General features: G+C 74.4%; 21 protein-coding genes. 9 read left to right on the top strand and 12 right to left on the bottom strand.

Annotated features, from left to right (window positions below; translation table 11 throughout):
• The first annotated feature begins 60 nt into the window (after positions 1-60).
• A complete protein-coding gene (locus tag M446_RS04560) occupies positions 61-519 on the top strand; it encodes a hypothetical protein (protein WP_012330917.1) in 459 nt (152 codons plus the stop codon).
• On the opposite strand, the gene M446_RS04555 is transcribed toward M446_RS04560, so the two are convergent.
• The 3 genes from M446_RS04555 to M446_RS04545 form a co-directional block, all read right to left on the bottom strand.
• Positions 482-1,489, bottom strand: a complete 1,008-nt coding sequence (locus M446_RS04555; RefSeq protein ID WP_012330916.1) for an extensin family protein — start codon at positions 1,487-1,489, stop codon at positions 482-484. The two genes, M446_RS04560 and M446_RS04555, sit on opposite strands and share 38 nt — an antisense overlap.
• Before the next feature lie 367 nt (positions 1,490-1,856).
• Positions 1,857-3,329: an oxygen-independent coproporphyrinogen III oxidase gene (hemN, locus tag M446_RS04550; RefSeq protein ID WP_012330914.1), complete on the bottom strand. Its 1,473-nt coding sequence runs from the start codon at positions 3,327-3,329 to the stop codon at positions 1,857-1,859.
• A 228-nt stretch (positions 3,330-3,557) separates the two neighbouring features.
• The gene (locus tag M446_RS04545) at positions 3,558-3,974 is read right to left on the bottom strand and encodes a hypothetical protein (protein WP_012330913.1); all 417 of its coding nucleotides are present in this window, start codon (positions 3,972-3,974) and stop codon (positions 3,558-3,560) included.
• 205 nt (positions 3,975-4,179) lie between these two features.
• Between M446_RS04545 and M446_RS04540 the strand changes: the two genes are divergently transcribed.
• The gene (locus M446_RS04540) at positions 4,180-4,941 is read left to right on the top strand and encodes a helix-turn-helix domain-containing protein (protein ID WP_012330912.1); all 762 of its coding nucleotides are present in this window, start codon (positions 4,180-4,182) and stop codon (positions 4,939-4,941) included.
• A gap of 113 nt (positions 4,942-5,054) precedes the next feature.
• Here M446_RS04540 and M446_RS04535 read toward each other — a convergent pair whose 3' ends face one another.
• From M446_RS04535 to M446_RS04525, 3 genes are read right to left on the bottom strand one after another with little or no spacing between them, the layout of a single operon-like run.
• On the bottom strand, positions 5,055-7,235 hold the full coding sequence (locus M446_RS04535) for a hypothetical protein (RefSeq protein WP_012330911.1): 2,181 nt from the start codon (positions 7,233-7,235) through the stop codon (positions 5,055-5,057).
• A gap of 2 nt (positions 7,236-7,237) precedes the next feature.
• Positions 7,238-7,960, bottom strand: a complete 723-nt coding sequence (locus tag M446_RS04530) for a class I SAM-dependent methyltransferase (protein WP_012330910.1) — start codon at positions 7,958-7,960, stop codon at positions 7,238-7,240.
• Positions 7,942-9,051: a glycosyltransferase family 2 protein gene (locus M446_RS04525; protein WP_012330909.1), complete on the bottom strand. Its 1,110-nt coding sequence runs from the start codon at positions 9,049-9,051 to the stop codon at positions 7,942-7,944. Before M446_RS04525 ends, M446_RS04530 begins: the two co-directional genes overlap by 19 nt.
• 317 nt (positions 9,052-9,368) lie before the next feature.
• Here M446_RS04525 and M446_RS04520 point away from each other — a divergent pair, with 317 nt between their 5' ends.
• From M446_RS04520 to M446_RS04510, 3 genes are all read left to right on the top strand, one after another.
• Positions 9,369-9,707, top strand: a complete 339-nt coding sequence (locus tag M446_RS04520) for a c-type cytochrome (protein WP_012330908.1) — start codon at positions 9,369-9,371, stop codon at positions 9,705-9,707.
• A 209-nt stretch (positions 9,708-9,916) separates the two neighbouring features.
• Complete coding sequence (locus M446_RS04515) at positions 9,917-10,294, top strand: hypothetical protein (protein WP_012330907.1); 378 nt, start codon at positions 9,917-9,919, stop codon at positions 10,292-10,294.
• A 42-nt stretch (positions 10,295-10,336) separates the two neighbouring features.
• The gene (locus tag M446_RS04510; RefSeq protein ID WP_012330906.1) at positions 10,337-12,457 is read left to right on the top strand and encodes a TonB-dependent receptor family protein; all 2,121 of its coding nucleotides are present in this window, start codon (positions 10,337-10,339) and stop codon (positions 12,455-12,457) included.
• Positions 12,458-12,490: 33 nt separating this feature from the next.
• Here M446_RS04510 and M446_RS04505 read toward each other — a convergent pair whose 3' ends face one another.
• On the bottom strand, positions 12,491-13,354 hold the full coding sequence (locus tag M446_RS04505) for a universal stress protein (RefSeq protein ID WP_012330905.1): 864 nt from the start codon (positions 13,352-13,354) through the stop codon (positions 12,491-12,493).
• 192 nt (positions 13,355-13,546) lie between these two features.
• Positions 13,547-15,535 carry a sensor histidine kinase gene (locus tag M446_RS04500; RefSeq protein WP_012330904.1) on the bottom strand — a complete coding sequence of 663 codons (1,989 nt, stop codon included), beginning with the start codon at positions 15,533-15,535 and terminating at the stop codon, positions 13,547-13,549.
• Positions 15,536-15,790: 255 nt separating this feature from the next.
• Between M446_RS04500 and M446_RS04495 the strand changes: the two genes are divergently transcribed.
• Positions 15,791-17,017: a hypothetical protein gene (locus M446_RS04495; RefSeq protein ID WP_012330903.1), complete on the top strand. Its 1,227-nt coding sequence runs from the start codon at positions 15,791-15,793 to the stop codon at positions 17,015-17,017.
• Between the two features lie 61 nt (positions 17,018-17,078).
• Here the strand turns inward: M446_RS04495 and M446_RS04490 are convergent, their stop codons facing one another.
• Positions 17,079-18,575, bottom strand: a complete 1,497-nt coding sequence (locus M446_RS04490) for a UbiA family prenyltransferase (protein ID WP_012330902.1) — start codon at positions 18,573-18,575, stop codon at positions 17,079-17,081.
• Positions 18,576-19,335: 760 nt separating this feature from the next.
• On the opposite strand from M446_RS04490, the gene M446_RS04485 reads away from it, so the two are divergent.
• Genes M446_RS04485 through M446_RS04475 form a run of 3 tightly spaced genes read left to right on the top strand, consistent with a single transcriptional unit; the run spans position 19,336 to position 22,646 of the window.
• On the top strand, positions 19,336-20,394 hold the full coding sequence (locus tag M446_RS04485) for an ABC transporter permease (RefSeq protein ID WP_012330901.1): 1,059 nt from the start codon (positions 19,336-19,338) through the stop codon (positions 20,392-20,394).
• A 4-nt stretch (positions 20,395-20,398) separates the two neighbouring features.
• Positions 20,399-21,343, top strand: a complete 945-nt coding sequence (locus M446_RS04480; protein ID WP_012330900.1) for an ABC transporter permease — start codon at positions 20,399-20,401, stop codon at positions 21,341-21,343.
• Positions 21,344-21,347: 4 nt separating this feature from the next.
• Entirely contained in the window at positions 21,348-22,646 is a 1,299-nt protein-coding gene (locus tag M446_RS04475; protein ID WP_012330899.1) for an amidohydrolase family protein, read from the top strand.
• A gap of 30 nt (positions 22,647-22,676) precedes the next feature.
• Here M446_RS04475 and M446_RS04470 read toward each other — a convergent pair whose 3' ends face one another.
• From M446_RS04470 to M446_RS04460, 3 genes are all read right to left on the bottom strand, one after another.
• Positions 22,677-23,606 carry a hypothetical protein gene (locus M446_RS04470; RefSeq protein ID WP_012330898.1) on the bottom strand — a complete coding sequence of 310 codons (930 nt, stop codon included), beginning with the start codon at positions 23,604-23,606 and terminating at the stop codon, positions 22,677-22,679.
• A gap of 4 nt (positions 23,607-23,610) precedes the next feature.
• The gene (locus tag M446_RS04465) at positions 23,611-24,048 is read right to left on the bottom strand and encodes a PRC-barrel domain-containing protein (RefSeq protein WP_012330897.1); all 438 of its coding nucleotides are present in this window, start codon (positions 24,046-24,048) and stop codon (positions 23,611-23,613) included.
• A gap of 95 nt (positions 24,049-24,143) precedes the next feature.
• Positions 24,144-24,593: a DUF2721 domain-containing protein gene (locus M446_RS04460; RefSeq protein WP_012330896.1), complete on the bottom strand. Its 450-nt coding sequence runs from the start codon at positions 24,591-24,593 to the stop codon at positions 24,144-24,146.
• Positions 24,594-24,638: the final 45 nt, after the last annotated feature.

Genomic DNA, 24,638 nt, shown 5'->3' with positions numbered 1-24,638 from the left:
CTCTCGAGGCGACCGCGCGACGCTTGACCCGCGTCGCGCGCCACGGTTAGGATAGAACAAATGGCGAACAGACGAGCCCTGTCCTGGTCGGCGGCGATGCGGGACATCGAGACGGATCGGTCGAGGAGGTCGGAGGTGCGCGAGGAGCGGTTGAGAGCGGCGTCGTCCCTGCGGGGCACCCCGGCCCTGAGCCTGAGCGCGTGGCGGGGGCGGTCGGGCCGCCGCTACGTGGTCGGCATCCACGACCTCGACGCGGACGCGGCCGAGATCGGCGAGGCCGTGGTGCTGGCCGTGCGCCGGGACCGGGAGGGGCTGGCGGAGCTCCTCGACGTGGCGACCACCGAGGACAGCCCGCGCGAGCGGCTGCGCGGCTTCGTCGCCCGGGTGCGCTCCCGGGGCGCGAACGAGATGCACGTCCACCGCCTCGCCGAGAGCGAGGCGGAGCGCCGCGCCGTGGTGGAGGATCTCGGCGGCGCCGCCGTCAGTAGATCGGTCCGGACGACCAAGCGGGAGAATTGAGCGGCAGCGGCGCGGAAATCGCCCGCGCCGCCGGGCCGAAGCCCGGCGCCACGGGCGGCTCCTGCGCGGCGGCGCTGCGGGTCGGCGCCGGCCGCGGCGCGTAGGCCTGCACGGGCGGGGGGGCCGGCGCGCGGACGACGCGGGTCTGGCCCGGGCTCTCGCGCCGGCTCATCGGCGACACGCCGTAGGGATCGTCCTCCTCGACGTCGATCGGCGCCGGATCGGGCGCGGGCTGCCACGCCGGCGGCTTCTTGCGGATCGGCGACAGGGGCGAGCCGGGCGGCGGCAGCTGCGACTGGAACTTGATCAGGGGCTTGCAGATCCGCCGCAGCCCGCGCGGGTCGTGGCGGGCGAGGTCGAGGTGCAGGTGGTCGTAGTGGTAGACGTTCGACCCCGGCGCCAGCACCGTGGTGAAGTGGTTGCAGGCCCCCAGGAAGACCTCGCGCAGGAAGCCCTGCTCGGCCTCGCTGCCGCGCCAGCCGCCCTTCACCGTCACGACGGAACCGTCCGCGAGCCGGAAGGACATCACGTCGACCGCGTTGCCGAAGGAATGCTCCGAGAGCTTCGCACCGACCTGATTGTTGCGGCCGCGGCAGGAATAGGAGCCGGAATTGATCTCCACCACCGGCTGGCCGAAATACAGCTGCGCGGCCGGCTGAACCGTGCCGGCGAGCCACGCCTCCACCTCCGGGATCATCGGGCAGGCGAGCGTCATGCGCTGCTTGAGCGCGACCGTGCCGCCCGCGAGCCGGGTGACGCGGAACGGATGCACCATCCCGCAGATTCCCGGCCCGTCGATCTCCTTCACGGGGACGATGTCCTCGGTCGGCTTGACGAGGCCGCGGGCGAGGCAGGCCTCCTCGGCCTCCGTACGCCAGGGTTCGCGCTGCTCAAAGGGTTTGAGCGCGCATCCGGTGAGCCCCAGGCTGAAGAGCGTGAAGGCTGAGAACGCAACGAGGCCACGACGCATGCCGGGAGATTGCGCGCAGCGGCGTTAACGCGGGGTCAAGGCCGGCGCGGTCCGGCTGGCTCGGATCGGGGCAGGCCCGGCGAAGCAAGCGGGGGCCGCCCGGGATCGTCCGCGTCCCCCCGCCGGAGGCGCCCATGCCCGACGGAGAGGGCGAGGATCGGGCCGAGGGTTTGGCCGGGGCGCGCGTCGGGACGAGCCCGACGCCGCCGAACCGGCGACCGCTTCGGCGAATTTCGGCGAATGCTGCTCATCCGCCAGCCGGTTGATTGCTTCGCCATCTCCCATTTCGGGAATGCGGATGTCGGCTTCGCTCAGGCGCCGCGCAGGCTCGTGATCCGGGACCCGCTTTGATCAAGCGGGTCCCGGATCAGACGGCCGCCGCGTGACGCTCCGGCGCCGGCACGAGGTGCCGGTCGAAGACCGCGCAGACGCCGCGCACGAAGGAGCGGCCCGTCTCGGTCACGGCGATGCCGTCGAGGGAATCGGGCCCGGTGCCGCTCGCGAACAGCCGCACGAGGCCGTCGCGGGCGAACTCCTCCAGGCGGGCCCGCATCGTGCCCGAGACCAGGGCCGGGACGCTCGTGTCGTGCAGCGCGCAGAGCCGGCGCAGGTCGACCGCGAAGTCGCACATCAGCCGCTCGATCACGGCGCCGCGCAGGCGGTCGGCGGCGCCGACCGCGAGCCCGCGGGCGGTGGGCAGGTCGCCGGCCAGGATCCGCTCGCGCCACGCGGGCACGCCCGCGTGGTTCTGCGCGTAGCCGGCCGGAAGATGGCTGATCGCCGAGGCGCCGAAGCCGATCACGGTCTCGGCCGCATCCTCCGTATAGCCCTGGAAGTTGCGCCGCAGGCGGCCCGCCGCGGCGACCTCCGCCAGGGCGTCGTCCGGCCAGGCGAAGTGGTCGAGGCCGATGCGCACGTAGCCGAGATCCTGCAGGCGGGCGGCGGCCTCCCGCTGCTGCTCCAGCCGCCCCACCGGTCCCGGCAGGGCGTGGTCGGGGATCAGGCGCTGAGCCGGCTTCATCCAGGGCACGTGCGCGTAGCCGAACAGGGCGATCCGCTCCGGCCGCAGCGCCGCGACCTGGTCGATGGTGGAGAGGAGCCCCTTGGTGGTCTGATGGGGCAGCCCGTACATCAGGTCGAGGTTGATCGAGCCCACGCCCGCCCGGCGCAGATGCTCGACCGACCACGCCACCATCGAGAAGGGCTGGCGGCGGTTGATGGCCGCCTGCACCTGCGGGTCGAGGTCCTGCACGCCGAGGCTCGCCCGGTTGAGGCCGAGGCCGCAGGCGGTCGTGATCCAGGCCTCGGTGAGGAGGCGCGGGTCGAGTTCCGCCGCGAAGGCCGTGTCCGGCGACAGGGTGAAATGCCGGCGCAGGGCCTCGACCACGGCGGCGAGGTCGCCGGGCGCGAGCAGGTTGGGCGTGCCGCCGCCGAAATGCACGGCCCCGGCGGCGAGCCGGGCCGGCAGGGCCTCGGCGACGAGGCCGATCTCCCGGGTCAGCGTCGCGACGTAATCCTCGATCGGCCCGCGCCGATGGACCACGCTGGTGTGGCAGCCGCAGTACCAGCAGAGCTGGTCGCAGAAGGGCACGTGGAGATAGAGCGAGACCGGCTCGGCCGGCGGGAGGGCGGCGAGCCAGGCGGCGTGCTCGGCCGGTCCCGTCGCGCCCGTGAACTGGGCCGCGGTCGGGTAGGAGGTGTAGCGCGGGACCGGCTGCCCGTAGCGCGCGACGAGGGCCGCCGCGCGAACCGGCTCGAGCCGGGCGCAATCCGGCTTCGCCCGGCAATGCGGAAGCTCGATCGGCGTGCCCTCGCAGCCCGTGCCATCCTGCGCGTCCATGGCCGCTCCCCTTCCTGGCATTCCCTCGGTGCGCCACGATGACGGGGCGGGACGGCGGATGCCCTGATTCAGATCAAGACCCTGCCGGCGGACGGCCCGCGCGACGCGCCCCGCCGGGCGCCTTGAGTGCAGGGCGGCTTGAGTGCAGGGCGGCTTGAGTGCAGGGCGGCTTGAGTGCAGGGCGGCTTGGGTGCAGGGCGGCTTGAGTGCAGGGCGGTTCGGCCGGCTTCAGGGGCCGGCCGGCGCGTCGAAGGCGACCGAGGCGCAGCCGAGCCGCCCGGCGAGGTGCGTCGCGCAGGATCGCAGCGCCGTCTCGACGCGCGGCCCGCCGAGATGGGCGGCGACGACGTCGCGCACGCGCAGCACTTTCTGGGGCGAGGGCGCGCCGAGGCCGTGCAGGCGCGGCGCGTCGTCCACGGCGTAGCAGAATACCGCGTGGGCGTAGCCGCGCACGTCCTCCAGCATCATCAGCCCGGCGCGCCCGGGCGCCCGGCGGCGATAGTGCCGCACCAGCGCGGCCCAGCGCCGCGCATCGGCCCCCGGCTCGCAGAGACGGACCAGGGCGAAGGCCCGCCGCAGGGCCTGCCCGCCGGTCGCCTCCGAGTCGCACAGGAGACGCGCCGAGAAATGGTCGTCGATCTCCACTCGGTCACTCCGGCCACCCGCGAAGGCCATGATTGTCGGGCGGTTCAGGCGGTCGCGTCCTTGACCAGGATCAAGCCCGGCATCGCTGGGGCAGTGCTGCCGCGCGAGCATGCGACGCGCCGTCGGGGGAGTGACGCGGTGAGGCTTGCTCATGCTACAACTCCACGACGGGACCGTCATCCGTGCCACCGACTCGCGAGATTCAATGTCGGCGAACGCCTTTCCGCCCTCGCCTGCCGAATGTCCCGGCTGGACCGAAGGAGCGACCTGTCCGCAGGGCCGCCTCGACACGCGCTGCGCCGCCTGCCGGGTGCGCAGCGTCAGCATCTGCGCCGCCCTGGACGCGGGAGAACTCGACCTCCTCGAAGCGCTGGCCGCCGACGCCGATTTCGCCGCCAAGGCGGCGATCGCCATGCAGGGCGACCCGGCGACGCATGTCTACAACATCACCGAGGGCACGGTGCGCCTCTACCGCCTGCTCGCGGACGGGCGCCGCCAGATCATCGGCTTCCTCCTGCCGGGCGATTTCATGGGGCTCGCCCTCTCGGACCGCTACGCCTTCTCGGCCGACGCGGTGGAGCCGGTCGCGGCCTGCCGGTTCGACCGCGCCGCCTTCACGCAGCTCGTCGACGACAAGCCGCACCTGCTGCGTCGGCTGCACGAGGCGGCGACCCACGAATTGTCCCTGGCCCAGGACCACATGGTGCTGCTCGGCCGCCGGACCGCGGAGGAGAAGGTGGCGGCCTTCCTGGTCGCCCTGCGCGAGCGGCTCTGCCGCCTCGGACGCAGGGGCGTGACGCTCGCCCTGCCGATGACCCGCCAGGACATCGCCGATTACCTCGGCCTGACCCTGGAGACGGTGAGCCGGACCTTCTCGAAGCTCGCCCGCGACCGGGTGATCCTGATCGTCCCGGACGGGGTACGGGTGCTGGACCGCGACCGCCTCCAGGCGATCGCCGCCGCCTGAGCGGGCGGCGTCGGCGGCCGGCCGGCGGGGAAGCCCGGGCCCGGCGCGCGCCTGCGCCATCCGGTTGATGGCTTCGCCATCTCCCATTTCGGCAATGCGGCTGTCGGCGTCGCTCAGGCGCCGCGCCGGGACCGCAGGGCGAACGCGGCCGTCGCGCCGAGGGCGAGCGTCGCCAGGGCGAGCCCCGGCAGGAAACCTGCCGGCCGGTAGCGCAGCGTCAGCACGCCCGGCCCGGCCGGGACCACCGCCGCGCACAGGATGCCGTTCACGATCTCGACGGCGAGGGGCTGCCCGTTCCAGCTGGCCTCGTAGCCCGGGTACCAGGCCCGCGCCCAGACCACGCGCCCGCCCTCGCCCCGCATCTCGTACCGGCCCTCGCGGGCGCCCTCGGAGGCGGCGGTGAGCACCGTCCCGGCGGGCAGGCGCGAGAGGGTGCCGGGCAGGTCCCCCGCGCCGGCCCGCTCGAACACGCTGCCTCCCTCGACCGGCCGCCGCGTCCAGCCGGGCCCGGCGAAGGCCGCGAAGGCGTCCGCCCGGGCGCCGGCCTGCGCGGTCACGCGGGTCACCCGGGCGAGATCGAGGGTGCTGCCCCCGCTCACCGGATCGGGGCGGGTCCAGAGATCGACCACCTCCGGACAGCTCGCCCCGATATAGTCGAGGCAGAGGTCGTCGAAGCCCTTGGCCCGCATCGGCGAGTAGCCGGCGATCGAGGCCGAGGCGGTGAGCAGGCCCATATTGCCGTGCGGGAAGACCCGGAACAGGCCGGACGGGGTGCCGCCGACCTCGCGATGCGTGAAGAGCGGCCGCTCGAACAGCAGCAGCGCCGCGTCGCCGTTCCGCAGCGGCTCGCCCTGGTAGGCCTCCCGGCTCGCGGGCGGAGTCCACTCCGGCACGAGTCCGTTATGCGGGAAGACGCGCGTCAGCAGCGCGAACAGGACGACGTGGCTGATCCCGATCGCCAGGAGCCCCGCCCGGGTCCGCGGGCCGCCCGCCCGCAGCACCGCCAGCGCCGCCGCCAGGACCACGAGCGCGAAGACGAGATTGAGCTTGGCGAGGGCCACGGACTGGAAGGACGCGATCACCGCGGTCGCCAGGACCAGGATCACGGTCGGGCTGGAGGACCAGCGGTGACCGGGCTGGGCCAGGAACCACGCGGCGACCACCGCGCAGCCGATCTGGAAATAGGGCAGGAAGCGGAAGGTCCAGCGCAGCTGCGAGACGCCCGGGGCCGTCGCCAGCAGGCCGAGCGCCAGGGTCACGGCGAGCAGGATGGCGGCGCCGGTCCCCGCCGGCGTCCTCAGGCGGCTCCAGCTGCCATGGAGCAGCGCGACCGGGATCCACCAGCCGACGTAGTGCATCGGCGGGGAGGCGACGATCTCGGGTCCCCAGAAGCTGACCCAGATCTGCGGGAAGAGCGGCGCCCCGATGGCGAGGAGCGTCGGCAGGGGCGCCTGCAGCATGTGCGGGTAGAAGGCCTCGGCGACCCGCGCGGTGCTGCCGATGGCGGCCGCGAGCGGCATCCAGGCCGGGGCGGCGAGGGCGAAGCCGAGGCCGGCCGCCAGCACGACCCGGGCGCAGGAGCGGAGCCCCGCGCCGCTCTGCAGCACGATCAGCACGCCGGTGCCGATCCCGGCGAGCAGGGCCGCGTCCGCGAAGGGCCAGCCGCTCGCCACCACGAGGAAGACGGCGAGCGCCGCGGGGGCGACGAAGCGGGCCTCCTCCCGCGCCCGCATCAGGAGCGCGGCCGCGAAGCCGAGCCAGGCCGTGCTGACGAGGCCCGGGACCCAGGTGGAGGCGCCCCAGTAGATCATCCCCAGGCAGGTGGCGCCGGTCAGGCCGGCCAGCACCGCGAAGGGGCGCGCGGTGCCGACGCTGCGCGCCAGGGCGTAGAGGCCCGCGCCGAGCAGGCCCAGATGCGTGAGGGCGTAGAAGGCGGCGGCGCGATCGAGGCGCTCGAAGCCGTCGAGCAGGAGGTAGAGCAGCAGGCAGACCGGATTGAGGAGCGCGTACTGGTACTCGGCGAGGAGCGAGCCGCCCTGGAACAGGCGGGGCGTCAGGACCGGCCATTCCCCGGCCTTGATCAGCCGGGCGATCTCGAGGAAGCCCGGGAGGAAGTAGGTCTGGCAATCGTCGGTGAAGTAGAAGCCCGGATCGTGCAGCAGGGGGAGCGCCCCGGTCGCGGCCGCCAGCAGGCCGGCGAGCACGGCGCCGCCGAGCTCCGCCCGGATCCCGGCCCGCCGCGCGGGGAGGGGGATGGCGGCCGGCGGCGCGCCGGCCAGGAGGCTGCCCTGCATCCTCATCGCGCCCACACCGCCAGGATGGACTTGCCCGCCCGGTGGAAGAGGAGCGGATCGATCCGCCGCGAGAGCGGCACCATCAGGCGGTCCCAGACGGCGATCTGCCCGGCCGTCGGCATCGCCTGGCGCAGGAGCGCGCGGTTGGCCAGGGAGGCGAGGAGGCCGACGCTGTCGAGGTAGCGCAGGCGCGTCAGGGCGAGCCCGTCCGGGCCGGCGGCCCGCAGGCTGGCGCGGGTGTAGCGCCGCTCGTGCCCGATCGCGGCGTCGAAGGGCGAGAACAGCGCCGGGTGGGCCGGGGCCAGCACCACCAGGCTGCCGCCCGGCGCCAGGCAGGCGGCGGCGCGCGCGAGTTCGTCCCGATCCTCGCGGATATGTTCGAGGACGTCGACGTAGAGGATCGCGTCGTAGGGGCCCGCGGCCGCCGCGGCGGCGAGCGTGCCCCGGCGGATGCGGGTGTGGGGGGCGAGCCGGCCCTCCGCCAGCTTCGCCGCGAGGGCGGCGGCGAAGCCCCGGTCGGGTTCGAGGCAGGTCCACTCGGTCACGGCCGGGTGCCGGCCGAGGATCTCGGCGGTCGCCCCGAGGCCCGCTCCCACGTCGAGCACGCGCCCGCGCAGGAAGGGGGCGATCTCGCCCGACCAGTAGGCCTTCCAGGTCGTGGCGGCGGAGAAGAGGTCGAGTTCGGTGCCGACGTAGTCGCCCTGGCTCAGGATGCTGCCTTCCACGTCGTCTCTCCGGATGGGGGAAGCGGCTGGGCGCCGCCGCGCGGGGCCGCCGGACCGAGGAAGCGCGCCGCGTCCCGGGCGGGCACCATCTCGGACAGGGAGCGGCGGTTGAGGTGCGAGGCCGCCGAGGTGATGGCCAGCAGCGCCGCCTGGAGCAGGGCCACGAGCAGCAGCCCGGCGGCGCTCGTCGCCCAGCCCGGGATCGCCAGGTCCGTGCCGAAGCGGACCGCCACGACGCCGATCAGCGCCGCGCAGATCCCGGCCGAGAAGACCCCGAGCGCGATCAGCAGGCGCACCAGGCAGACGTCCTCGAAGACCGCGATGGCGTTGAGCCCGTGGCGGATCAGCGAGGTCAGGTTCATGCTGGAGCGCCCGGCGTAGCGCACCCCCCGGTCGAGGCGGACGCGGTGCAGCGGCACGCCCGCGCGCAGCAGCGCCGCGGCGAAGTGGCTCCACAGGGCCGGGCTGTGCACGAGGCGCGTCAGCGCGCGCGGCGGGATCACGCAGTAATGGCCGAAATCGATCGTCTTGCCGGTGGCGAGGGCGAACGCCGCCTTGAAGGCCGCGTAGCCGATGGCGAAGCGCAGGCCCTCGAAGCGCCGCCCGCGCCGCACGCAGACGATCGCCTCCGGATGCGCCGCGCTCTCCCGCAGCAGGAGCGGGATGTGCTCGGGCCGGTCCTCGCCGTCGCCGTCCATCACGATCACGGCCCCGTAGGCCGCGGCCCGCTCGCTCGCGAGCGTGAGCCCAACCGCGATCGCCCGCTGGTGGCCGAGATTGGTCACCAGGATTGCCGGGCGCAGGCGGACGCGCTTCGCGGTCCGCGCCAGCGCCGCCAGCGTCTCCTCCCCGCTCTGCCAGGAGCCGTCGTCGACGACGATGATCTCCGCGTCGAGATCGGCCGCCTCGCAGACGGCGTCGATGGCCTCCGCGAGGTGCCGGAACGCCGGCCAGTCATTGTAGATCGGGACCACGACGGCGATCGGGCGACGGTCCGGCGGCGCGGCCGGGCGCAGGGCGGCGAGTTCGCGGGCGATCTCGGCGAACCGGTCCCGCGCAGCTTCCGCACCGGTCTCGGCATCGTCGCGCATCGCATCCCTCCGGCGACCCGGTCGCGGCATCCCCCAGGCGGAGGCGCGCCCGCCCGCCCGGAGGCCGCCCGGAACCCCGCGGGGCCGGTCTCGCCGCCGCTGCCCGGCGATCGGAAACCTCCCGCAGATGGCGACGGGGGCGCTCACCCAAGCGGTTTGCACGGTCGCAGCGAGCGGTTAACAACTCGTACACGACGACGGTGCAGGAGCGGGGGGCGGGGCGCTGCGGCCTCGCCCGACGGCCTCGGCGGCTTGCGTTGAATCAAGGTCCGGGCGGGCCGGCTCGCGCAGTGTCGGGTCTCACCGCGGAGAGGTCGATGCCCCTGGTCCACCCTCGTTTCCCCGTCCTCGGCGCGGTCGCGCTCGGCCTCGCCCTCGCGGCCGGCCCGGCCCGGGCCGTCGAGGATCCCCACCTCACGCGCGGGCGCAATTTCGTGCGGACCCACTGCGCCGGCTGCCACGCGGTCGGGCGCACGGGCGAGAGCCCGCTCCCCGAGGCGCCCCGCTTCCGCGACCTCCACACCCGCTACCCCGTCGCCGAACTCGCCGAATCCCTCGCCGAGGGCATCACCACGGGCCATCCGACCATGCCGGAATTCCGCCTCGACCCGGATCAGGTCGAGGACGTCATCCGCTACCTCAGCAGCCTGGAATGAGCCGGGATCGGCTTGATCGAAGCGGTTCCCGTCTCACGAGCCCGCGCGGCGCCTGAGCGGAGCCGACATCCGCATTGCCGAAATTGGAGATGGCGAAGCCATCAACCGGATGGCGGATGAGATGCCGCCGGGTCGCAGGCGGGGAGAAACGCCCGGCGACCGCCGCGGCGCGATTGACACCTTCTTGCCGGCCCACCTACGCCTCTCGCATGCGTGCCCCGCCGCCCCGCCGGCCGATCCTGCGCGCGGTCATCGCCCTGGCCGCGCTCTACGCGCTCGTCCTGCAGGCGGTGGCGGGGGGAGCGCTCGCGGCCGGGATGCCCTCCGCGGCGCACGCCCTCTGCGCGCCGGACGCGTCCGCGCCCGAGGCGCCGGGGCCGGGGAAGTCCCATCCCGTCCCGAACCACGGCGCCTGCTGCGTGGCGGCCCAGGCGCTCGACGGAGCGGCTCCGCCGCCCGCCGAGGCGAGCCCCGTGGCCTGGCCGCGCCGCCGCGCCGTCCCGATCCCGCACCGGCCCGACACCGTCGCCCAGCCCCGCGCGCCCCCCGGCATCAGCGCCGGCCCCCGAGCCCCGCCCGTCCTCTGACCGATCGCCCGCCACGATCCTGTCAGACACGGATGATCCCTCATGCCCCCCCGTTCCCGGGCCGCCCGCCGCGCCGCGGTGCTGCCGCTCGTCCTGCTCGCCGGTCCCGGCCTCGCCCAGACGTCCGACACGACCATCGCCCTCTCCGAGATCACCGTCGCCGGGAGCGGGCCGCCGCCTTCCGGCTCCGTCACGGTGCCGAGCGTCGCCGCCCAGCGCGCGGCCGTGAACGCCACCGTGGGCTCGGTCGGCTTCGTGGATGCGGCGGAGTACCAGAACACCTACGCCAACACGCTGCGGGACGTGCTTCGGGACGTGCCCGGCGTCACCGTGCAGGAGCGCTACGGCCAGGAGCTGCGCCTGTCCGTGCGCGGCTCGGGCGTCGCCCGCGGCTTCCACCTGCGCGGGATCGAGCTCCTGCAGGACGGCATCCCGTTCAACCTCGCGGACGGGAGCGGCGACTTCTACCAGATCGACTTGCCGGCCCTGCGCTCGCTGGAGATCTACAAGGGCGGCGACGCGTTCGCCTTCGGCGCCACCACCCTGGGGGGCGCCGTCAACGCCGTCACGCCCACCGCCCACACCGCCCTCGCGCCCACGCTCCTGCGCGTCGAGGGCGGCAGCTTCAACACGGTCCGGGAGAGCGTCCAGGTCTCGCGGATCTCCGGCCCGGTCGACATCCTGGTCAACGGCACGGTCACGAATTCGGACGGATACCGGCAGCACGAGGCGCAGGCGACCCGCAACCTCAACGCCAATCTCGGCTACCGGCTCGCGCCAGGCGTCGAGACCCGGTTCTTCTTCGGGACCTACCTCACCGACCAGAAGCTGCCCGGCACGCTGACCCTGTCCGGCGCCCTCACCGATCCGCGGACCGCGAGCCCGACGGCGCTCAGCGGCAACCAGTCCCGCAAGGTCGAGACCGAGCGGATCGCCAACCGCACCTCCTTCGTGCTCGAGGTCGGCAAGCTCGACATCGACACCTGGGCGATCCACAAGTCGCTCTACCACCCGATCTTCCAGGTCATCGACCAGGACGGCTGGACCTACGGGATCGCGCCGCACTGGGCCGGCAGCGTCGACCTCGGCGGCCACCGCAACGACCTGCTGCTGGGCCTGCGCGCCTTCGCGGGGCGGAACGCCGCCCGGCAATTCGTGAACCTGGCCGGCCGGCGCGGGGCGCAGACGCTCGACGCCGTGCAGAGCGCCTCGAACTACGAGGCCTACGCGGAGAACCGCTTCTGGATCCTGCCCGACCTCGCCCTGATGACGGGAGCGAAGCTGTTCTCCTCGAACCGCACCTACAGCAACAAGGGCGGGCTCGCCCCGCCGAGCGCCGCCCCGGCCTTCGCCGACGAGACCTTCGAGGGCGTCAACCCGAAGCTCGGCCTGCTCTGGCAACCGCTGCCGGAGATCCAGGTCTTCGGCGACGTCACCCGCTCGCGCGACGTGCCGGACTTCTCGGACCTCGTGCAGACGAACGCGCTCGGGACCACCTTCGTGCCCCTCGCCGCGCAGCGCGCCTGGACCGTCGAGGCCGGGACGCGCGGCCGCATCGACCGCCTGTCCTGGGACGTGACCCTCTACCGGGCCGAGGTGCGGGACGAACTCATCAACTACGCGATCGCGCCCGGGCTCGGCATCCCGGCCGCGACCTTCAACGCCCCGCGCACCCGCCACCAGGGCGTCGAGGCGGCCTTCGGCCTCGACCTCGCCCGCGACCTCGCCGCGGAGGGCGACGCGCTCGTCCTGCGGCAGGTCTGGACGCACAACGACTTCCGCTTCCTGCACGACCCGGTCTTCGGCAACGGGCGCATCGCCGGCATCCCGGACGACGTGCTGCGCACGGTGCTGCGCTACACCCATCCGAGCGGGTTCTACGTCGCCCCCTCCCTCGACTGGGTGCCGCGCGGGGCCTTCGCCGACCACGCCAACACCCTGCGCGTGCCGGGCTACGCGCTGGTCAACCTGCAAGCCGGGATCGACGTCGCGAACGGCGTGTCGGTGTTCCTGGACGCCCGCAACCTGACGGACGAGCGCTTCGTCTCGGACATCTCGGTCGTCGCCGACGCGCGCAAGGTCGCGGGCGGGCCGGCGGCCCTGGCGGCCTTCTACCCGGGCAACGGCCGCGCCGTCTTCGCGGGCGTGCGGGCCGGGTTCTGACCCGGCATGCGGGCCGGGTCCGGGCCCGCGCCGTCAATGCGTCATCAGCACGGGCAGGGGGGCGTGGTCGAGGACGTGGCGCGTGACGCCCCCGAGGAAGAACTGGCGCACCCGGCTGTGGGTGTAGGCCCCCATGACGAGGAGGCTGGCGCCGCTCGCCTGCGCGGCTTCCAGGAGGGCGGCGCCGACGGAGCGGGTCGGGTCGGGGGGCGCGAGCCGCTCGGCCGCGATGCCGTGCCGGGCGAGATAGGCGGCGAGTTCGGCGGCGTCCTGCGCGTCCTCGTCCCGGCGCGGGGCGGAGAAGATCGCGACCGCGCCGGCGGCCTCGATCAGGGGCATCGCCTGGGCGATCGCACGCGCGCCCTCCAGGCTGCCGTTCCAGGCGATCAGCAGCTTGCGCAGCGGGTCGGCCGGCGCGGGGCCGGGCGGCACCACCAGGGCCGGCCGGCCCGTGGCGAAGACCGCGGCGTCGAAGGCCACCGTCGCGAAGGGGTCCTGCCAGTCGGGCCGGTCGATCACGATCAGGTCGCTCAGGCGTCCCGCCCGGGCGAGGCTGGCATCGACCGGCCCGAGCCGCACCGTGAAGGAGGCGTCGGTGACGCCCGGGCGGACGTCGTCGCCGGCGCGCACCGCCACGTCGGCCCCCGTGCACCAGGTCTCGAAGGCGGCGCGCGCGGCCCCGATCGCCTCGCGCGTCTCCTCCTCCAGGCGCTCGCGGGTCACCCCGGCGGCGATCGCCATTTCGGGGATCGCCGCCAGCACGTCCTCGGCCGGCGGGGACAGGAAGGTCAGCCCGATATGCGCCTTCAGCCGGTCGCTGAGCGCCAGGGCCAAGTCGAGGCGCGGGCGCGCATCGCAATCGGGGCCCGTCGGAACCAGAAGGCAGCGCATCGCCATGGCGGTGATCCTCTCGATGATCCGGTCTCACCGGATCATCGCGCGGATGGGGCCGCCGTGATCTGAATCAATTTGCCGGTTCATCGAAGCGTTGCTCGGCGGCGGACCGACATCCGGGGCCTGCGGCTCACCCCGACGGTCACGCGACGCGACCGTCGGGTCCGTTCTCGAATCGTCGCCGAGCCGTTCGCATCACGCCGCCTGCCGCTTGCGTCCGGGCTCCTGCACGGGGGCGACGAGCGGAAGGGTCAGCACGAAGCGGCTGCCCGCGCCGGGCGCCGCATGCAGCGTGATCCGCCCGCCGAGCTGGTGGGTGACGATGTTGAAGGCGAGGTGGAGGCCGAGCCCGGTGCCGCCGCTGTCCCGGCGCGTGGTGAAGAAGGGCTCGAAGGCCCGCCGCGCCACCTCCTCGCTCATGCCGACGCCGTCGTCGCTGAAGGTGAGGACGACGCGGTCGGACCCCAGCGGCTCGGCCGCGAGCCGGATCGTGCCCGCGCGCCCGTCCGGGAAGCCGTGCCGCACGGCGTTGAGGAACAGGTTCGTCAGCACCTGGCCGAGGGGGCCGGGGAAGGACTCCATCACGAGGCCGGGGGGCAGGTCGAGGGCGAGGGCGATGCGGGCGGTGCGCAGTTCCGGCCGCAGGCTCGCGATGATCTGCGCGCAGGTCTCGCCGAGGTCGAAGCGGCGGCGGTTGTCCTGGCTGCGGTCGACGGCGACCTGCTTGAAGGATTGCACGAGGTCGCCCGCCCGCATCAGGTTGGCGACGAGTTGCTTGCTGGCCTCCTGCACGGCCTCGATGAAGCCCGTGAGCTGCGAGCGGCGCAGGGGCCCGCCGGCGAGGTCCGCCGCGAAGGCCTCGCAGCGCTGGCTCAGGGTCGAGGCGACGGTGAGGCTGATGCCGACCGGGTTGTTGACCTCGTGCGCGACCCCGGCGACGAGGCCGCCGAGGGCGGCGAGCTTCTCGGCCTCGATCAGGCTCGCCTGGGTCTCGCGCAGCTCCGCGAGGGCGGCCTCGGCCTGCTCCTTGGCGCGGCGCAGCTCCGCCTCGGCCCGCAGCCGCGCCAGCGCGTTCTCGCGGAACACCGCGACGGCGGCCGCCATGTCGCCGATCTCGTCGCGGGCCTCGGCGCCCGGCACCTTGCGGGCGTAGTCGCCCCCGGCGATCGCCAGCATGGCGCCGCTCAGGCCCCGCAGCGGGTCGCTGATGCTGCGGGCCACCAGGGTGCCGAGCGCGGCCACCAGGGCCACGAAGGCGAGCGCCACGCCCCCGAGCTTGAGCGCCGCGCTCTCCAGGGTGCGGTCGAAGCGGGCCTGGGCCGCCTGCTCGACCGCGCGCACATGGGTGCCCATCGCCTCGATCGAGGCGGTCATGCGGTCGGCATTGCCGTCGATCTCCTCCTTGAGCAGGCGACCTTGGGCGGCGAACTCGGCGGTGAGCGCCGCGACGCCCGCCTCGACCGCCTGCGCGCGGGCGTCGAGCGCGTCGAGGGCGCGGCTCTGCACGTCGGTCGCCGCGCGGTCGCGCATCACCGGCACCGTGCCGCGGATCGCGGCGGCGGCCCGGCGCACCTCCGCGGCCGAGGCCTCCGCGGCCGAGAGCGAGAAGGCGTTCGCCGCCAGCATCATGGCGTGGAAGGATTCCCGCGACTTCGACAGGGGCGGCCCGATCGGCGCCTGACCGGCCGCGTCGGACCCCTCGATGAGCGCGTAGAGCCCCGACATCTCGCGGGCCGGCCCCGCGAGGCGGCCCTCGTAGATCTGCGAGATCCGGGCGCGCGTCTCGCGCAGGGCCGAGAACCCGGCGATGAAGCGCTCGGTGACCTCCCGCAGGGTCTCCGAGGGCCGGGCGATGAGCGGGTCGAGCCGCGCCTGCACGCGCAGCCGGCCGATCAGCGTGTCGCGCAGGTCGCCGATCCGCCACAGCATGTCGGGGTCGTCCTGGCTGATCGAGCGGTGGATCAGGCTCTGCAGCCGCTCGGTGTCGCGGTCGAGCTGGCCGAGCAGGTGCTCGGACTGGCGCACCTGCCGCAGGTCGTTCCAGGCCCGCGACAGCACGGTGGCCCCGTCCCAGATCAGCCCGATCAGCACCAGGGCGAGGGCCGAGTTGAGCCCGGCGATGCCCAGGATGCGCCAGCGGATGGGCCATGCCCGCACGACCCGTTGCAGCCGTCTGCGCTCCATCCCGCCGGTCCCGCGCCCCGCTCCGCTGCCGGTTGTCCCGGGACGCGGGCAGGTTGTCAAAGGTGGAGGCGAGCCGGGCGCCGCGGCCGCGCGCGGGAGGCGGGATCCGGGTGGACGCGTCCGGCCCGCACGCGACGGCGTCGCCCGGCCTCCCGCACGGGGCTGTCCCGAGCCGTGACGCAGAGTTATGAAGGACGTGTCGCAGTCTCACGGAGTCCCGCGCTCCGGTGATGCGCGGGATTCGGGGACAGGCAGATGAACCATCCGTTCGGTGACCGGGAGCATCGCGCCCCGGCGATCCTGGCCGGCCTCGCGGCTCTCGGCATGGCCGCGATGCTGATCGGGAGGGGGCTCTTCCACGACGCCGGGTCGAATTCCTACGGCGCCCTGGCGGATGCCCTGCTGCACGGCCGAGTCTGGGTCGAATCCTGTCCGGAGATCGACTGCGCGCGGTTCGACGGGCGCACCTACATCGTGTTTCCGCCCCTGCCGGCGCTCGTCGTCATGCCGTTCGTGGCGTGGTTCGGCTTTCCGGGCTTCAAGGGATTCGTGCTGCTGGGCCTCGCCCTCTCGACGCTGAGCCTGCTGATCTGGAGCCGGATCTTCGGGGCGCTCGCCGTCGATCGCCGCGACGCGCCCTGGCTGATCCTGGCGCTCGCCTTCGCGAGCCCGCTCTTCCAGGTGACGCTGCGGGCCGACGGCGTCTGGTTCTTCGCGCAGGTGGTCGGGTTCCTGATGACCAGCCTGAGCCTGTGGGCGGTCGTCTGCCGGGGCTCGTTCGCCCTGGCATGCCTGTTCGCGGCCCTGGCCTTCCTGTGCCGCCAGATGACGATCCTGTATCCGCTCTTCCTGCTGGCCGTCGCGCTGCCGCCGGGGGCGCCGCTCCGCGCGGGCCTGCGCGGGCTGGCCGGCCCCCTCGCGCGCGGGGCCGTCCCGCTCGCGGCCGCGCTCATCCTGGTCCTCGCCTACGATGCGGCCCGCTTCGGCAACCCGCTCGAGACCGGCTACGCCTTCATCGACAACCCGGACAGCCAGGGATTCATCTGGCGGCGCCTCAGCGAGATCGGGCTCTTCTCGCCCAAATACGCGCTGTTCAACGCGGTCTATCTCCTCCTCCAGGGCGTGCATATCGAGTTCGGGGGGCCGTACCGGACCGAGATCATCGGACTCGACAAGGCTGGCGTCGCGCTGGCGGTGTCGAGCCCGTGGATCCTGCTCGCCGCCTGCGCGAGGATCGACCGCGTCTTCGCCGCGGGGGCGGCGGTGATCGGCCTGATCGCCGGCACCACCCTGCTCTACCACTCGAACGGCGCCGAGCAGATCGCGACGCAGCGCTACACGCTCGACTGGCTGCCCATCCTGCTGGTCCTGATGCTGCGCGCCCCGCGTCCGGCCGCCTTCGCGGCCCTGCCGCTTCTGGTGACCTGGGGCGTGGTCACGAACGCGGCCGTCGCCTTCCTCGCGAGCGTCTACCGCCTGTGAGGAGCGGACGGGCCGGGATCCGCGCCCGGCCCGCGACGCCGAGGTCCCGGGCCGCCGGCCCTCACGGCGGCCCGTCCGGCAGGCCGAGCGCCGCCGCCGCGAAGGCGAGGGCGGCGGCGAGCCCGAGCAGGAGGCTGGGGCGGTCCCTGAGCGCGAACACCACGGGATCGTCGTTCAGCTGGCCCCGCCCCGCGATCAGCCAGATTCGCCCGATGAACAGCAGGAGGAGGGGCGGGAAGGCCCAGAGCGCCCGGGGCGCCGCCAGCGCGGCGGTCTGGAACGCCTCGAGCACCAGGTAGAGGATGAAGATCACGATGCTGGCGAGGCCGGCCGCGATGCCGAGCGCGAGCACGACCGGCTCGTCGGCCGGCAGGTAGCCCCGCCCGCCGACGACGCTCAGCCCGCGCTGGGCCGCGCCGCGCAGCTCGGTGTGCCGCTTGGCGAGGGCCAGCGAGGTGAACAGGAACATCGAGAAGGAGAGCAGCCAGGGCGACCAGATCACCGCCGCGGCGGTGATGCCGACCGCGAGGCGCAGGGTGAACAGGCCCCCCAGGGCGAGCGCGTCGAGGATGGGGGCGCGCTTGAGGGCCAGGGAATAGGCCAGGGTGAGGACGAGGTAGGCCAGCACGGCGGCGAACACCCCGGGACCGGCCCCGGCCGCGAGCCCGAGGCCGAGCGCGAGGCCCGCCGCGAGGGCGAACAGGCCGTGGGGGAGGGGCAGGTCCCCGCTCGCGAGGGGCCGGCGGCGCTTCGACCAATGCGCGCGGTCGTGGGGGAGGTCCCAGAGGTCGTTCAGGAGGTAGCTCGCCGACGCGACGAGGCCGAGGGCCAGGAAGGCGAGGACGGCACGGCCCCAGGCGGCCGGGTCCCCGGACTTGCCGCCGAGCACGAGGGGCAGGACGACGAGGCCGTTCTTGGCCCATTGATGGAGCCGCGCGGCCCGCGCGAGGGCGCGCGGTCGCGACGGGCCCTCGATCGCGGTGACGGGGCGGCCGAGGGCGCGGACGGCCCGCACCACGCCCGGGGCGGCCCCGACGAGCACCGCCTCCCTCGCGCGGGCGAAGACCGGCAGGTCCGCGCCGGCCGCGCCCGCATACGCGAACCCCTCCGGGAACAGGTCCGCCAGCCGCGCCGCCCTGGCCTCGCCCGGCAGCGCGAGCGCCGCGTCGGGCGCGAGCACGCGGGTGCCGGCGGGGAGGTGCTCCGCGACCCGCCGCGCCAGGGCATCGTCCTCGGTAAGGAGCCAGATGGGACACCCGCGCCGGGCCCGCGCCTCCGCGAAGGCCAGGGCCTCCTCGTTGAGCGGCCGGGCCGCCTCGGCGAGGGCCGCCGCCCGCGCGACGCGGTCTTCCAGGACGGCGCGCCCGCCTGGCCCCCGGAGCAGGAGCGTGAGAACCCCCGGGGTGTCGGATCGCAGGAGGGAGAGCGCGCCCTCCAGGAGCGCGCTGCCGCGCCGGAGCGCGTCGTCGAGGCCGATGACCAGGGGAAGCGAAGGCCGAGGCTGGGCGTGATCGGCGGAGATGCGGGAGGCAGCGTCGGCGGAGAGCGGATGGGCCATGCTTCGATCTCACGCCAATGCCGCGCGGCGCGGTGCCGATGCCGCGCTCTGACCGAGACAGGCTGATGCCATGATCCGTGCGCTTGAGGGTCGGCGCGAGGCAGCGCAGGGATCCGGCGTTGCCTCGGTCATGCTCAATGACCTTAGGGAAGGGATTTTGCAAGACGGAGCTGTCCGGGACGAGCGCCGGCCCGGGCGGGTGCGGCCGGGGCGATCCACCTCCGCGTCGCCCGCACGGTCGCGGGCGACGCGATCCGACCGGTCGGCGCCGCGCCCGCGGCGGCGCGCTTCGTGAGCCTCCCGGTCGGCGCGCCGCCGGTGGCACCCTCATCGCGCGGAGGCGGGGCGCTCGCCGTCGCGCCGGTTCAGGAGGCTGCGGCGTTCTTCTTCAGGATGGCGGGCGTGTAGGTGCCGTCATGCGTCAGGTCCTGTTCGCGCTTGTGCAGCCAGGATAGATAATCATGGATCGAATTCGTTGGAATTTCACCGTCCCACTGTGAAACTCAACCTTCTCTGCCTCGCCTGTTCGAATTATTTAATTTATGTACTCTCCTTCCAAAAGCTGCGAGCAGGATGGACCCTGCATCCGGCAGGTTCGGAAGCGGCCGACGTCGCGCGGCGGCGGCTGTCGCCCGGGTCAGGCCCGTCGCCCGCATCCCCGCCCTTCGTCCCGCGGCCCGGATTTCGCTAAGCTCCCGGGCGTATCTCCGATCCGCGCCGGATCTCCTGATTCCCATCCCCCGCCGAGGAGCCCCGCCCCGTGATCCGCCTCGAGCCGCGCAGCGGGACGCCGCCGCTCCTCGCCCTCGCCGTGCCGGTGGCCGCGGGCCTCGTCGCCCTGGCGCTCGCGGCGATCCCGATCGCCGCCGCGGGCGCGCCGCTGCCGCGCGCCTATGCGAGCCTGATCGAGGGCGCGCTCGGCTCCCGCTTCGCGCTGGCCGAGGTGCTCACCCGGGCCACCCCCCTCATCCTCACCGGGCTCTCCGCCGCGATCGCCTTCCGGGCGCGGCTCTACAACATCGGCGCCGAGGGCCAGCTCTATACCGGTGCCCTCGCGGCCGTCGCCGTGGGGGCCGGGGCCGTCGAGGGGCCGCCCGCCCTGATGATCCCCCTCGTCCTCGCGGCCGGCGCGCTCGCGGGCGCCCTGATGATGCTCGGCCCCACCCTCGCCCGGGTGGCGCTCGGCGCCGACGAGGTCGTCACCACGCTCCTCCTCAACTTCGTCGTCCTGCTCCTCGTCCAGATGATGATCGAGGGGCCGATGAAGGACCCGATGAGCCTCGGCTGGCCGCAATCCGAGCCCGTCGTCGAGGCCGCCCAATGGCCCAAGCTCGTCGCGCGCACCCGCCTCCACGCGGGGCTCCTCCTCGCCCTGGCGGCGGCCGGGGCGATCCACCTCCTCGTCACCCGCACGGTCGCGGGCTACGCGATCCGGGCGGTCGGCGCCGCGCCCGCGGCGGCGCGCTTCGTCGGGCTCCCGGTCGGCGCGACGCTCGTCGGCGTCGGCGCCCTCTCGGGAGCGCTGGCGGGACTCGCCGGGGCGGGCGAGGTCGCGGGCGTGAAGGGCTTCCTCGCCGCCGACCTCTCGCCCGGCTACGGCTACGCGGGCATCGTCGTCGCCATGCTGGCCGGGCTCTCGCCGCTCGGCACCGTGGCGGCGGCCGTCTTCGTGGCGGCGGTGTTCGTCGGCGCCGATTCCATGAGCCGGGCGGTCGGGGTGTCGAGCTACATCGCCAACCTCATCGTCGCCATGGCGCTGATCGCCGTGCTGGTGGCCGGGCTCGTGACCCGCTACCGGGTGCGGATCGGGAGGGCGTGACCCCGTGCAGAGCCTCCTCGACATCCTGCTCACCGTCACCTTCTGGGCCGCGGCCCTGCGCATCGCCACGCCGCTGATCTTCGGGGTCGCGGGCGCCGTGCTGTGCGAGCGGGCGGGCGTGCTCAACCTCGGCATCGAGGGCATCATGACGGCCGGGGCCATGACGGGCTGGCTCGCCGTGCATCTCGGCGCCGGCCTCTGGGGCGGGGTGCTGGTCGCGGCGCTCACGGGCGCGCTCCTCGGGCTCCTCCTCGCCGGGCTCACGGTCGGGCTCTCCCTCTCCCAGCACGTGAGCGGGCTCGCCGTGACCCTGCTCGCCACCAGCGCCGCCTCGTTCGGCTACCGGCTCGCCCTGCCCGGCGCCGCCACGCCGCCGCGCATCGTGCCCTTCGCGCCCCTCGACCTGCCGCTCCTGTCCGACCTGCCGCTCGTCGGCCCGATCCTGTTCCGGCAGACCGCCCTGACCCTGCTGGCGCTCGCGCTCGTGGCGGCGCTGGCGTGGTTCCTCGCCCGCACGCCCCTCGGCCTCGCCGTGCGGGCGGTCGGCGAGAACCCGGCCGCCGTCGAGGCGCAGGGCATCCCCGTGCGGGCCGTGCGGACCGGCGCGGTGGTGGCGGGCTCGGCCCTGATGGCGGTGGGCGGCGCCTTCCTGACGCTGTCGGCCTTCAACGCCTTCTTCTTCGAGATGGTGGCCGGGCGCGGCTGGATCTGCATCGCGCTCACCGTCTTCGCGGGCTGGCGGCCCGGCAAGGCGCTGCTCGGGGCCGTGCTGTTCGGCGCCTTCGACGCCTTCCAGGTCCGGCTGCAGCAGGTCGCGGGCGGGATCGTGCCCGGGCAGGTCTTCCTGATGCTGCCCTACCTCCTGTCGATCGCGGCGCTCCTGGTCGGGGCCCGCCACGCCCGGGCGCCCCGGGCCCTGATGATCCCCTATCGCCGCGGAGAGCGCTGACCCCATGGACATCGACCTCATCCTGCGCCGCGCGACCCTGCCGGACGGGCGCCGGGACCACGACATCGCGGTCGCGGGCGGGCGGATCGTCGGGATCGCGCCGGGCATCCCGGGCCCGGCCGGCGAGGAGATCGACGCGGCCGGCCAGCTCGTGACGCCGCCCTTCGTCGATTGCCACTTCCACATGGACGCGACGCTCTCCCTCGGGCACCCGCGCCTCAACCTGTCCGGCACGCTCCTCGAAGGCATCGCCCTCTGGGGCGAGCTGAAGCCGCTCCTCACCGAGGAGGCGGTGATCGCGCGGGCGCTGCGCTACTGCGACCTCGCGGTGGCGCAGGGGCTGCTCGCGGTGCGCTCCCACGTCGACGTCTGCGACGACCGGCTGCTCGCGGTCGACGCCCTGCTCGCCGTCAAGAAGCAGGTCGCGCCGTACCTCGACCTCCAGCTCGTCGCCTTCCCGCAGGACGGCTATCTGCGCGCGCCCGGCGCGGCGCGCAACCTGGAGCGCGCCCTCGACCGCGGCGTCGAGGTGGTGGGCGGCATCCCGCATTTCGAGCGCACCGCGGAGGAGGGGGCCGAATCCCTGCGCCGCCTGTGCCGGATCGCGGCGGAGCGGGGGCTGCGCGTCGACATCCACTGCGACGAGACTGACGATCCCCTGTCGCGCCACGTCGAGACGCTCGCCGCCGAGACGGTGCGGCACGGGCTGCAGGGGCGGGTGGCGGGCTCGCACCTCACCTCCATGCACTCGATGGACAATTACTACGTCTCGAAGCTGCTGCCCCTGATGGCGGAGGCGCAGCTGCGGGTGGTGGCGAACCCGCTCATCAACATCGTGCTCCAGGGCCGGCACGACAGCTACCCGAAGCGCCGCGGCCTCACCCGCGTGCCCGAGGCGCTGGCGGCGGGGCTCACCGTCGCCTTCGGCCAGGATTGCTGCATGGACCCCTGGTACAGCCTCGGCGCGGCCGACATGCTCGACGTCGCCCATATGGGCCTGCACGTGGCGCAGATGACCGGGCGCGAAGCGATGCGGGCCTGCTTCGCGGCCGTGACGACCCAGGCCGCCGCCGTGATGGGGCTTGAGGATTATGGGCTGCATGTCGGCGCCCACGCGGATCTGGTGCTGCTGCAGGCCCGCGACCCGATCGAGGCGATCCGGCTGCGCGCGACGCGGCTCGCGGTGATCCGCCGCGGCCGGGTGGTGGCCCGCACCCCCGCCCGGGCGGCCGCCCTCGCCCTGCCGGGACGGCCCGAGCGGGTCGATCCGGCGGCCTACGCGCCGGAGGCGGCCGGGGCGTAGGACGGGAGCGGGCGCGCCGGCCGACCCGGATCACTCCTGCGCGTCCTCGCCGGCCGGCACCTCGGCCTCCTCGCGCCGGGCGGCCCGGGTCGCCCGCGCCCGCTCGGCCTCCCGCAGGCGCCGCCGCCGCATCTCCAGCCCCTCCCGGGTCGGCGGCCACCAGCCGCGGCGCACGTCGTCCGGGCGCGCGGCGGAGAGAACCTCCGCGAGTTCGCGGAAATCCGGCATCCGCCACCAGCCCCACACGAAGGCCCGGCCCTTCGGCAGGGGCGCCACCGCGTGCGGCAGGTCCTCGCGCGCGATCGGCTCCGCGTCGAGGGCCTCGAACACCACCACGCCGTAGGCCGCCGTCTCGACCGGGACCCCGAGGGGCGGCAGGTCGTCCATCGGCACCGGGTGACGCTGGCGCCGCCGCTCGCGCTCGGCCGCGGGATCGCGGGCCGCCTCCCGGCGGGCGCGCTTCGCCTCGGGCTCGTTGCGGGCGGCCGCCTCCTCGATCACCGGCCAGACCGCCTTGAGCGCCTCGTAGGCCCGCCACGGCACCCGCCACGCCCGCACCGCCGGGTCCCAATGGGCGGCGGAGATGCCCCGCAGGGTCTCCACCACGGTGCGCGAATAGGGGGTGCGCACGATCAGCCCCTCGGGGCTCGGGTCGAGGTAGCGGCTCACCAGCGGCTCGAAGGCGTAGGCGTCGCGGCCCTTCGCGTCGCCGTGGGCGTCGCGCGCCGACATCTCCCGCCCGATCCAGGCATCGACCCGCCGCTCGGCCGTGGTGCCCGGGACGAACCAGCGCCGCGTCGCGCGGCGGAACTTCGCGGTCGGGAAGGTCTCGCGGAAGCGCGCGATCAGGTCGCGGTCGAACGGCATCGCCACCAGCACCCCGGGGCGCTTGCCCGTCCCCGGCGCGACCGAGAAGCCGGCGCCGCGCTCGACCGCCCCCTCGACCGCCTCCGGCTCCATGGCCTCAGGCCGGGTCCGGCCGGCCGCGGCCCCAATGGGCGTCGACCCGCGGCCCGAAGCCCGGATCCGCGAAGGCGTCCTCGCCCGGACCCTGGCTCGGCGCCCCCGCCAGCGCGTCCACGTCGAGGTCGATCACGTAGCCGCCGAGCCGGACATCGTAGGTCAGCGCCCGCCACGGCACCGGATGGTAGCTCTCGCCGAGGCCGAGGAAGCCGCCGAAGGACAGGACCGCGTAGGCGACCTGCCCCGACACTTTATCGACCATGAAGTTGTAGATCGTACCCAGGCTCTCGCCCTGGCGATTGTAGACCGCGGTGCCCTCGACCTTGTTCGAGGCGATCAGCCGGCGGGTCTCGTCGAGGGCGACGCCCTCGGCGGTCGGGTCGAGCTCCATCGAGCCCGGCGCGCGCAGGCTTCGTTCGGTCGGCAGGTCGGTCGGCATCTCTCGTCTCCCCGTCTCACCCCTGGGGAACCGGACCCCCGCCGGACGGTTCCGGGCGCTTCCGCGCCTGCGGGCGCTCTGGCGCCCGCGGCCCCTCAGCGCTCCCGGGCTTCCTCCGCCTGAGTCGCGGCGGCGCTGCGCACGTCGCGACTCGCCAGGGTCATCTCGACGGCGAAGACCCCGAGCGCGCACAGGGTGAACACGATCGCGGCGCCGAACAAGGCGAAGAGCACGCTCGCCACGCCCGTGTCGCGCAGCGCCCCCACGAACAGCGTCAGCACCGCCCCGCAGGTCGCCACCCCCGCGAGCGCCGCCAGCACCACCGCCGCGTCCAGGGCGAGGCTGCGCCGCCGCAACTCCGCGAGCCGCGCCACCTCGTTCGTGCGGCCCGACAGCCTCTCGACCTGGTCGGCGATCCGCGCGTGGCGCGTCGACAGGACGCTGAGCAGCGTCGCGAGCCCGCTAAGCAGGAAGACCGGCGTCAGCGCCACCTGGATGATGTGCGCGGTCGAATCGAGGGCCGAGAGGTCGGCGGGAACGGGCATGCGGGGCTCCGGTCGGCGGGCCCGCCTTCCGCCCGGCGCGGGCCC

The organism is Methylobacterium sp. 4-46, from assembly GCF_000019365.1.
GTDB lineage: Bacteria > Pseudomonadota > Alphaproteobacteria > Rhizobiales > Beijerinckiaceae > Methylobacterium.
Note: the sequence above shows the minus strand (reverse complement) of the source record. Positions and strands in the feature narration are given on the sequence as shown.